The sequence below is a fragment of the Piscibacillus salipiscarius genome (genome assembly GCF_042685285.1).
GTDB lineage: Bacteria > Bacillota > Bacilli > Bacillales > Alkalibacillaceae > Piscibacillus > Piscibacillus salipiscarius.
The window spans coordinates 190,729-199,129 of record NZ_JBHUMZ010000011.1 but is presented as its reverse complement, the minus strand read 5'-3'; the positions used below and the strand labels follow the sequence as shown (position 1 = coordinate 199,129).

The window sequence follows — 8,401 nt, the reverse complement described above, 5'->3', positions numbered from 1 at the left end:
GGCTAAACAGCACGCAATCAGAGGCTCAATGTCAAGTTGCGATGGTTGATCATCTCATCAAAAAAATTTTGAGTAATTGTGTCCACTTTCTTTACAGAACACCATAATTTTTTCAAACTGGAGAATAAATTAATAAATGTGGCGAATAAACTTGTGGAAGTAGAGAATATTTCTACAAAACTAGCGAAAAAACAATCTTAATTGAAGAATAAAACCACCTGCGAGCAGGTGGTTTTTTCATATTTAGTATTCTATTTTTCCTAAGCCATATGCTACGAGTAAACCTATGATTAGGCAAATTAAACTCATAATATTTAACATCAGATCAGATTCATACCCTGGATAAACAACAAAGATTGAACCTATGACTAATCCTATCACTAAGGCATATGTTTGATAATAGAACTTATTAAATAAATAGTTTAAAACCTTACTCATGATGAGTAACCCAAACACAATACCTAACCCAAGAGGAATAAGTGGTTCAAACACAAAATTTTCTAGCGCATGTGTAAAGGTACTGTACATACCAATTAACAACAACAAGAATGATCCGCTAATTCCCGGTAAAATCATAGCAGAGCTAGCAAGCCAGCCTGATAAGAATAATTTTATATACGTTTCCATGTTATAAGTTGTTATAACTGGCGTTTCAGCAGGCCCTTCACCGAATAGTGCCATAGAGCCAACTAAGGCAGCTGCTATTATTAATATCACATAATGTATCCCACTAAACGTTTCTTTATAATTTGATTTATTAGCTAAAAATGGAATCACACCAGCAATTAATCCTAAGAATAAAAATAGAATTTGATTTGGGTAGTTTTCAAATGCCCAGTTTATGACTTTAGCTAATGAAACCATGGCTGCAACAATCCCCACACCTAGTGGGATTAAAAACGCTAAATGCCTTTTCCATTCTCTTGTAAAAATTCCGTTTAACGCATCAATAAATCGTTCATAAATCCCAAGAAGCACTGCCATAGTCCCACCACTTACACCTGGAACTACATCGCTCGCTCCCATTATTAATCCACGATAAAGGTTTCTCCATTCGATCATCTGTCTTCCCCATTTCGTTTCGTTACTCGTATCCATTATACTAGACAAGCTACGTTTTAAGAATGCTTTTTACAATAAAATTTGGGGAATATTGGTTTTAGGATGTCTCACGATTTCTGGATGCGCGTGATAAACGTTTTCTAATGTCTCTTTGGCTATAATTTGTTCACTGGAACCAGTGCGGACAATTTTACCGTGGTCCATTAAAACCAATTCATCACAAAACTGAGCAGCTAAGTTCAGATCGTGAAGAACCATGATGACAGTTAGCCCTTCACGCTTTTGCCAATCTTGAACCAACCTTAATATATTCATCTGATGCCCAATATCCAAGAAGGTTGTTGGTTCATCTAGTAATAAAAGCTGAGGTTGCTGAACCATTGCTTTTGCAATCGCAACGCGTTGACGCTCCCCACCGCTTAACGTGTCGATTAGCTGATCACGCAAATTAGAAAGTCCTGTTATCTGTAAAACGTTACTTACTAAATCATGGTCATGCTTACTTTCCCTTTGAAAAAAACCTAAATGAGGGTAGCGTCCCATTAAAACCGAATCATATACCGTAATCGGATATGGTGCTAAACCTTCTTGCGTCAACACTGCCATATGTTTAGCTAGTTTTTTCACAGACCACCCTTGAACATTTTTTCCCATAAAATTAATCTGGCCTGAACTTGGCTTTTCTAATGCAGAGATTAACTTTATAATCGTTGACTTCCCTGCACCATTAGGACCAATTAGCCCTATACACTTACCTTTTTGAACATTGAGATTAATATTTTCAAGTATTGGCTTTCCGTCAACTTGTTTACTAACGTTTATGATCTCAAGCATTAGAATTTACCTCCTAAAAGAACCCTCGTTTAGCACGCCTTAATAAATAACCGAAAAACGGTGCACCTAAGAAAGCCGTAATAACACCTAGTGGTAGTTCACGTGGTGCTAAAATCGTGCGGGCTACTGCATCCGCCCCAACTAAGAAGATCGCACCACCTATAATTGATAATGGCAAAATCACACGATAATCTGCACCAAACATAAGGCGAATGATGTGAGGTACGACTAACCCAACAAATCCAATTGCACCAGAGACAGAGACAGCTGCACCTGTGACGATGGAAGCTAAAATTAATAGCAGGAATCTTGTACGCTGTACTGAGACTCCACTATGATGAGCCGCTTCTTCACCAAGACCTAACATGTTTAATTCTTTAATAAAAAACAACGATACAACCGAGACAACTAGAATAATCGGGAAAATAATTTGATTATAACTCCAGTCAGTTAGCGCCAGACTGCCCATCATCCAGAAAACAATCGTCTGTAATTGTTCGTTTGATAAAGCTAAAACTAATGACAAACAAGCTCCGACAAACGATTGTACGACTACTCCAGCTAATATAATCGTCTCAAGTCGCACTTTTTGATTCACTCGTGATAAAAAATAGACAACAAGTAAACTTACAAAGCCGAATAAAAATGCAACTGCTGGAAGAGTGAATTGACCTAGCCACAATGTCTGCAATCCAAATACAATAACTAAAGCCGCTCCAAATGATGCTCCTGATGATACACCTAAAATAAAGGGATCTGCTAACGGATTCCTTAGAACACCTTGGTAAATCGCCCCAGCTAATGCTAAAGCTGCCCCGACGGCTGCACCCAATAATACTCTAGGCAATCGAATATTCCAAACAATTGTCTCCGTTGATGTATCCCATGTTTCACCTATTAATTGATCAAATCCTGGAATATTCGAAAGTATAATTTGCCAGACAAGCTGCCAAGTTATATTCGCAGCTCCTAGTGTGACGGACAGACTCATCATAGCCATTAATATTATTAAGAATACAGGTATCCATAACCAAAGGGAATGTCTATTTTTCACTATTTATACGTCCTTTACTTCATTAAATCTGGATACAATGTTTTGGCTAATTCTTTTAAGCCTTCAGTTAACCTTGGTCCAGGTCTTGTTAATAAATCTCCATGCATGTCATAAACCTGTTCTTTTTTAATAGCCGTTACATCTTGCCAATTCTCTCTTTTCATCACTTTCGTAACGGCATTGTCTACATAATAACCATAAGTCGTGAATATAAATTCAGGGTCTTTTTCTAAAATAACCTCTTCGCTGACTTGTGGCCATCCTTCTTGATCTGAAATGATATTTCTACCACCAGCTAAATTAATTAATTCATTAATAAAGGAACCTTCGCCACCTGAGAATAATTCAGGGCCAACTTCAACCCATACACGCTTCTTCTCATCTTCACTTAACCCGTTAACTGCATTTTGAACGTCTTCTACATCTTGCTTCATATTTGAAATAATTTCATCAGCTTGATCTGTATGACCTGTTGCCTGCCCAACTAGTTGTATATCTTTATACACTTCATCTAAATTTTGTGAACCTAGCACTAACACTTTAAGTCCTGCGTTGCGCATAGCATCGATGTCATCAGCATTATTAACATCAGCCACCACTAAATCAGGTTCTAAAGAAACAATTTTTTCAATATTAAGCTGTTGATCGCCTACTTTTTCAATATCTTGAACCTCTTCAGGATAATTAGCCCATTGTGACACACCGACTACCTCATTACCAGCTCCAACTGAAAATACAATCTCAGTTGCACTCGGAATAACCGATACAATCTTTTCAGGTTTTTCGTCAATGGTTACATCTGTTCCTGATTTATCCGTTAAGGTAACACTTTCAAACCCCGTACTTGAAGACTCTTCACTATTCTCTTGTTCTGTTGCTTGGTCTTTTTCATTCGTACTCTCATTATTGTTACTTTCTTCTCCTTGGCAAGCTGTTAACCCGACAACTAAAACCAATGTTACTAACCATAGCCATATCTTGTTCTGCATCTAAATCTCCCTTTCTAAATTAAAAATACCCCCGCTTTCCAACGAATCTTTGGAAAACGAGGGCATGATGCCACAAAACTACGATTAGAACATCTATCATAGCCGTTCCTTTAAACCCGAAGGAAAACGAGCTAAAACAAGTGGGCAGGTCTCCTGGCTTAGGGTCATAGCTTCTAATCCCTTCCCATCCTTTATGGACAGTGGTTAATTAGTCGCTTCCCATACACAGTGGCGGGACCGCGTCGGATTCTAACCGAACTTCCCTTTTAAGTAAACATAAACTGTTTACACCAACTTGTTCCAATTTATTCAATTTGATATATCTATCTTAATCTTATTCTTTTATGAAGTCAATTCTATAAAACTTTATTATTTATGGTAGAATCAATCTAGATACATAGAAACGGGTGATTATAATGGATATCGGGGCCATCATACAGTTTTATCGTACGAAACATGGACTGACTCAAAAAGATCTTGCCAGTGGAGTATGTTCAATTTCGTATCTCAGTAAAATAGAAAGTGGAGCCATTGAGCCTAAGACCGATACTATCCAATTAATCTTTGAACGTCTAGACATGGACTATGAGAAGATTACATCTTATGATGAAAAGAAAATTCATGAACAGATTGATTTACTTTATCAAAATATTACTGAACAGAAATTAGATAAAGCAAAGGACTTTTCAGATGAACTTGAAGAAGTATTAACACCTTTTCACGAACCATATGTTCAGAACTATTTCGAGCTCATTCACTTTTATTACCTAATTACCGTTAATCCAACTGAAAAATATAACTTGAACTTTCAAGAGTTGCTTAGATTAGAAAATCACTTTGAAGGCAAGAAGCTATTTTATTTTTATAAAATCGTAGGCTTTTATTATAACTGCCATTTAAATTCTAAAAGAGCGAATGAATATTTTCACAAAGCAGTTGAGATCTTAGAAGATTTTAACCTTAAAGATCCAGAAATTTATTACCTGCTCGCATTATCATATATGGGTATGCAGAAGCCTATTTATTCGAATTATTACGTCGGAATTGCTCTTGAGCAGTATGCGAATGACTTAAAATATCGTAAGGTGACAGATTGTTACCACTTACTAGGTATTAACTATTTAAACTTAGGTGCTTATGACATTTCAGAGACTTACTTCAACCAAGTGCTTAAGTCAAAACCAATGGGTGATTCACCAAAAGTTAGGTCGAGAGCCACTCACAATTTAGCAATTCTTTACTACCGAAGAGGCAATTTTGAACACGCCTTAAAGCTACTTCATGAAGCACTAGAGCATCATTCTCACCTTTATGACATTGTTCATTCCAACTTAATTATTGCAAAAGTATACTACGAACAAGGAAAATCAGATTTAGCTAGAGAATATTTAACAAAGGGAGAAGATTTACTTCAAGGCACCAATTTAACGAAGGTCCGCCATCGTTATTATATTCTAAGGCATCAGTTATCAGATGAAACTCATAACGAGAAGTTCATTGAAAGATGCGAAAAAGTGATTCTCCCACATTATCAAACAATTGGTGAGACTGGCCTTATGAAAGAACTGCTTCATTTACTGGCAGAAATATTTACCGAAAAACAAGATTATGAAAAAGCTATTGACTATTACAAACAACTTAATGAAATCAAAATATAATGAGGTGAGTATATGAATAAAACAATTAATATTCTTAAAGAAGGCCCTATAACAACAATTAAACTTAATCGTCCTGATCAATTAAATGCAATGGATGTCGAATTACTAACAGAGTTAAATGACGAGCTTCAAAAAATTAAAAAAGATGACTCAAAAATTTTAGTGTTAACCGGCGAAGGGAAGGCTTTCTCTGCAGGCGGCGATATGAAAACCATGCTGCAAGAATCAGATCCTGAAGGCTTTCAAAAAGTAATGGGTATTATAAAAAATATTGTGATTACCGTTTATTCAATGCCAAAAGTTACGATTTCGGCTTTAAACGGAGCAGCTGCTGGCTTAGGTTTAAGTGTTGCATTAGCTGCTGACTATGTGATTGCTAAAGAAGATGCTAAAGTAGCAATGAACTTTATTGGAATCGGCCTCATTCCTGATGGGGGAGGTCACTTCTTTATGGAACAAAGGCTAGGGGCTGTTAAAGCTAAACAGACCATTTGGGAAGGTAAAATGATGACAGCTAAGGAAGCGCAGTCAATCGGCCTAGTCGATTTCACAGCAGATCAACTTGACTTAGCCTTAAGTCACTATTTAAATAAGCTACAGCAATCACCATTACAATCCATGATCACGACTAAGTTAATTATTAATAATAAGCAGCTTCCACAACTTGAGGAAGTGCTTAACCAAGAGACTCAAGGACAAGCAAAAATGCGACAAACACATGATCACAAAGAAGGTATTGACGCGTTTCTAAATAAACGCGAACCACAATTTATAGGGGAATAAGTAAAAATCGACTGACTTTACTAGAGGTCAGTCGATTTTTTTATGTCTTGGCTTAAGTCTAGGTATTTAACAAATACTTCGCTTAAGTCCTTAATACGCTTTTTTACATCTTCATCTACTAATTCTTTTGTTTCTGAAAAATGAGCAGAGTGGGTATAAACATAATTCGGCGTTGTTAAACAGCGAAAATAATCTAATATAGGTTTAAGCTGATTTTCAATAACTAAATGGTGTTGAAACGTTCCACCGTTCCCCATTAGTGCAACCGGCTTATAACGCATACATTTTGGTGATACTAAATCAAACATATTTTTTAATGCTCCAGGAATCGACCCTTGAAAAACAGGCGTTGCTATAATATAACCGTCTGCATGTTCAACCATATCGATTAGCTTCTTTGTATCCTCGTTATAATCATCTTTAGGTCGACCATCGGCAAATTCCATTTTGAAATCTTCTAAATAAAGTGTCTCTATTTGGTGCGAAGTGATTCTCTTTGTTAGATGCTTTTCTGCTTCTTTTAATAAATGCTTTGTCTTCTCTCCCGCAACTGTGCCATTAATCAGTAGAATCTTCAAGGTGACTTCCCCTTCCTAACCATTATATCTGTCCTATTTATATTAAAGTTAAGTTTTACTGTGTTTGTAATAAAAGTATAAAACCAAATAACTACTAAACGTCAACTCATATAACTTATCTAAGTCTATTGTCACACTTCATAGTGGTACTTTGTCATCACAATGTTACATTCTTGTACAAGCATTGTAATTGACTTAGCATTCTAAGTTGTTATACTTGGCAATGGTCTAAAGGAAGAGTGTTCCTATAGGGCCATTTTTGGGGACGAGAAAGTAAATATAGACTTTTGTCATATTGACATAATAAATGGAGGTTTTTTTATGAGTATACGACTAGTTAGTGCCTTCGCGTTTTTATTAACGTTTGGTGCACTAATGATGTTGAGTACTCCATTAAGCGCAGCTAAGATACAACCGACAACATTAGATAATAACACTGGAGCACAAGAACATCATGTACAATTCTTTTCAAAAGCCAATCACCAATTGGCTAAAAAAGATGAGATAAAATTAATAAAGCCTGAGCCCAAAAAAGAGAAAGCTCAGCAAACACAAGAAAAACAAAACAATCAAGACATACAACAAGTTAGTAAAGAAAGCCAGAACGGTAAACAAATGTACGTCAAAGCAACTGCCTACACTGCATACTGTGACGGGTGTAGCGGTACAACCTATACTGGCGTAGACTTAAGGGCAAACCCTGATCAAAAAGTGATCGCCGTAGACCCAGATGTGATTCCGTTAGGTTCTCGCGTATGGGTTGAGGGATATGGAACAGCAATTGCTGCTGACATCGGAAGTGCCATTAACGGTAATGAAATAGATATCTTCATGCCAAAAGAAGCAGATGCTTTGAGATATGGCGTCAAACAAATTCGAATTAGAATTTTAGATTAATAAACAAGCCTCTGCTGAGAATGCAGAGGCTTGTTATTTTATAAACCACTATAAAGTAAAAAAACCGAGGGCACCCCCTCGGTTTTACTATAATAACTATTTAGCTTTTGCTTCTAAATCAACATCCACATTGCCTCTAGTCGCTTTTGAATAAGGGCAAACTTGGTGTGCTTCTTTCATTAATTCGTCAGCTTCTTCTTGGGAAACACCGCTCATTTCAGAAATAAGCTTAACTGAGATCTTAAAGCCTCCATCTGAAGAATCTTTCATAAAACTTACTTCAGCAGTCGTTGTAGAATCAATATCTTTATCATTATTCTTGGCAACTAAGTTTAACGCACCATCGAAGCAAGTTGAATAAGTAGCAGCAAATAATTGTTCAGGATTTGTCCCTGTTTCATCTGTATTCTCTGTTGGCATAACGACATTTAAATCAATGATGCCATCGTCTGATTTAACGTGACCACCACGACCACCTTTAGCTGTTGCTTTAGATGTAAATAGTGTACTCAAAATACCACTCCTTCATTTTATGTTCTAGTTACT

9 protein-coding genes and 1 riboswitch are annotated in these 8,401 nt (G+C 36.5%); of the genes, 3 read left to right on the top strand and 6 right to left on the bottom strand.

The window, feature by feature from the left end:
• Positions 1-243 precede the first annotated feature (243 nt).
• The 4 genes from ACFSW4_RS03870 to ACFSW4_RS03855 all read right to left on the bottom strand — a co-directional run bounded on the left by ACFSW4_RS03870 (position 244) and on the right by ACFSW4_RS03855 (position 3,939).
• Positions 244-1,062 carry a DUF368 domain-containing protein gene (locus tag ACFSW4_RS03870; protein WP_377327564.1) on the bottom strand — a complete coding sequence of 273 codons (819 nt, stop codon included), beginning with the start codon at positions 1,060-1,062 and terminating at the stop codon, positions 244-246.
• 69 nt (positions 1,063-1,131) lie between these two features.
• Positions 1,132-1,896, bottom strand: coding sequence for an ABC transporter ATP-binding protein (locus ACFSW4_RS03865; protein ID WP_377327562.1), 765 nt, complete (start codon positions 1,894-1,896; stop codon positions 1,132-1,134).
• A 13-nt stretch (positions 1,897-1,909) separates the two neighbouring features.
• The gene (locus ACFSW4_RS03860) at positions 1,910-2,950 is read right to left on the bottom strand and encodes a FecCD family ABC transporter permease (protein WP_377327560.1); all 1,041 of its coding nucleotides are present in this window, start codon (positions 2,948-2,950) and stop codon (positions 1,910-1,912) included.
• Between the two features lie 14 nt (positions 2,951-2,964).
• On the bottom strand, positions 2,965-3,939 hold the full coding sequence (locus tag ACFSW4_RS03855) for an ABC transporter substrate-binding protein (protein WP_377327558.1): 975 nt from the start codon (positions 3,937-3,939) through the stop codon (positions 2,965-2,967).
• A 126-nt stretch (positions 3,940-4,065) separates the two neighbouring features.
• A riboswitch (cobalamin riboswitch) is annotated at positions 4,066-4,249 on the bottom strand.
• Positions 4,250-4,355: 106 nt separating this feature from the next.
• Here ACFSW4_RS03855 and ACFSW4_RS03850 point away from each other — a divergent pair.
• Complete coding sequence (locus tag ACFSW4_RS03850; RefSeq protein WP_377327556.1) at positions 4,356-5,597, top strand: helix-turn-helix domain-containing protein; 1,242 nt, start codon at positions 4,356-4,358, stop codon at positions 5,595-5,597.
• Between the two features lie 12 nt (positions 5,598-5,609).
• On the top strand, positions 5,610-6,380 hold the full coding sequence (locus ACFSW4_RS03845; RefSeq protein WP_054751940.1) for an enoyl-CoA hydratase: 771 nt from the start codon (positions 5,610-5,612) through the stop codon (positions 6,378-6,380).
• Positions 6,381-6,400: 20 nt separating this feature from the next.
• Here ACFSW4_RS03845 and ACFSW4_RS03840 read toward each other — a convergent pair whose 3' ends face one another.
• Entirely contained in the window at positions 6,401-6,958 is a 558-nt protein-coding gene (locus ACFSW4_RS03840) for an NADPH-dependent FMN reductase (protein WP_054751942.1), read from the bottom strand.
• Between the two features lie 321 nt (positions 6,959-7,279).
• On the opposite strand from ACFSW4_RS03840, the gene ACFSW4_RS03835 reads away from it, so the two are divergent.
• Positions 7,280-7,855 (top strand): 3D domain-containing protein, encoded by a 576-nt coding sequence (locus ACFSW4_RS03835; RefSeq protein ID WP_377327554.1) that lies wholly within the window; start codon positions 7,280-7,282, stop codon positions 7,853-7,855.
• 96 nt (positions 7,856-7,951) lie between these two features.
• On the opposite strand, the gene ACFSW4_RS03830 is transcribed toward ACFSW4_RS03835, so the two are convergent.
• Positions 7,952-8,371 carry an organic hydroperoxide resistance protein gene (locus tag ACFSW4_RS03830; RefSeq protein ID WP_054751944.1) on the bottom strand — a complete coding sequence of 140 codons (420 nt, stop codon included), beginning with the start codon at positions 8,369-8,371 and terminating at the stop codon, positions 7,952-7,954.
• Positions 8,372-8,401: the final 30 nt, after the last annotated feature.

Bases quoted from the DNA above. Each gene is read 5' to 3' on its own strand.
- ACFSW4_RS03870 (WP_377327564.1), bottom strand. From the start codon at position 1,062: ATGATCGAATGGAGAAACCTTTATCGTGGATTAATAATGGGAGCGAGC.
- ACFSW4_RS03865 (WP_377327562.1), bottom strand. From the start codon at position 1,896: ATGCTTGAGATCATAAACGTTAGTAAACAAGTTGACGGAAAGCCAATA.
- ACFSW4_RS03855 (WP_377327558.1), bottom strand. From the start codon at position 3,939: ATGCAGAACAAGATATGGCTATGGTTAGTAACATTGGTTTTAGTTGTC.
- ACFSW4_RS03850 (WP_377327556.1), top strand. From the start codon at position 4,356: ATGGATATCGGGGCCATCATACAGTTTTATCGTACGAAACATGGACTG.
- ACFSW4_RS03845 (WP_054751940.1), top strand. From the start codon at position 5,610: ATGAATAAAACAATTAATATTCTTAAAGAAGGCCCTATAACAACAATT.
- ACFSW4_RS03835 (WP_377327554.1), top strand. From the start codon at position 7,280: ATGAGTATACGACTAGTTAGTGCCTTCGCGTTTTTATTAACGTTTGGT.